Raw genomic sequence first — 701 nt, 5'->3', positions numbered from 1 at the left:
CATTGCGAGAAATGGCAGGCAAGGCAGCTTTGGGGCAGCCACCAGAGCTGAGTACCGTTCGAAGTTTGAACCGCTACGCAATGACAAAAATCTGCCGAGGATTTACCAATGAGACAGTCAATCCAGATCAAAGCATTACTGATCAGTGGACGGCACGACGCCCTCATCGAATTTCACGCTAGGTACAACAAGCTGTTTGCGAGCAGGCTGCTGCTTAAGCTCTGCGAAGGCATTTTACCAACGTACAAGCCTTCGCTAGCTCTTTTCGACGAACAGGTGCAGCGAAAAGACAACAGAGGACGTGTAGTCAACATCACTATTCACAGAAAAGATTCGCCGTTGATGTTTGCCTTCTATGAAAGCTTGCCTCATGGAGCTCGGATGCCAGTGATGGTGAATCTGATGAACCTCTGCGTGCAGTTAGCTGAAGCAGATAGAAAGCAGATGGAAAGGATTTTTTGGGGGGAAGGGGAGCAAAGCCTGAAGCGGAGCAGGCGCACACAGAGCCACTTAGGCGAACCGCTCATGGTAATCCGCCTTTGAAAGCGGTCGAGGCTGCTACTCTGAGCGCGGGTGCTGTATTGATGGAAGATGCACCTGAGCAAGGCTCGAATGAAAATGGTCAAGCGCGAAAATCGATCGCTGACCCACTCAACGGCTTTGACACCGGTCTCTGAAGAGATAAGGGCGCTGCATAATAC

General features: G+C 50.9%; 1 protein-coding gene. It reads left to right on the top strand.

Features of this window, described 5'->3' with window-relative positions:
- Positions 1-108: 108 nt before the first annotated feature.
- Complete coding sequence (locus QKY98_RS23565; protein ID WP_284671697.1) at positions 109-543, top strand: hypothetical protein; 435 nt, start codon at positions 109-111, stop codon at positions 541-543.
- The last annotated feature ends 158 nt before the right edge of the window (positions 544-701 follow it).

It is taken from the genome of Pseudomonas sp. HR1, assembly GCF_030175875.1.
Classification (GTDB): Bacteria; Pseudomonadota; Gammaproteobacteria; order Pseudomonadales; family Pseudomonadaceae; genus Chryseomonas; species Chryseomonas oryzihabitans.
The sequence above is the reverse complement of the archived record's forward strand: the minus strand, read 5'-3'. Positions and strand labels throughout refer to the sequence as shown.

Excerpts from the sequence above, each read along its gene's own strand:
- QKY98_RS23565 (WP_284671697.1), top strand. The coding sequence starts at position 109 with ATGAGACAGTCAATCCAGATCAAAGCATTACTGATCAGTGGACGGCAC.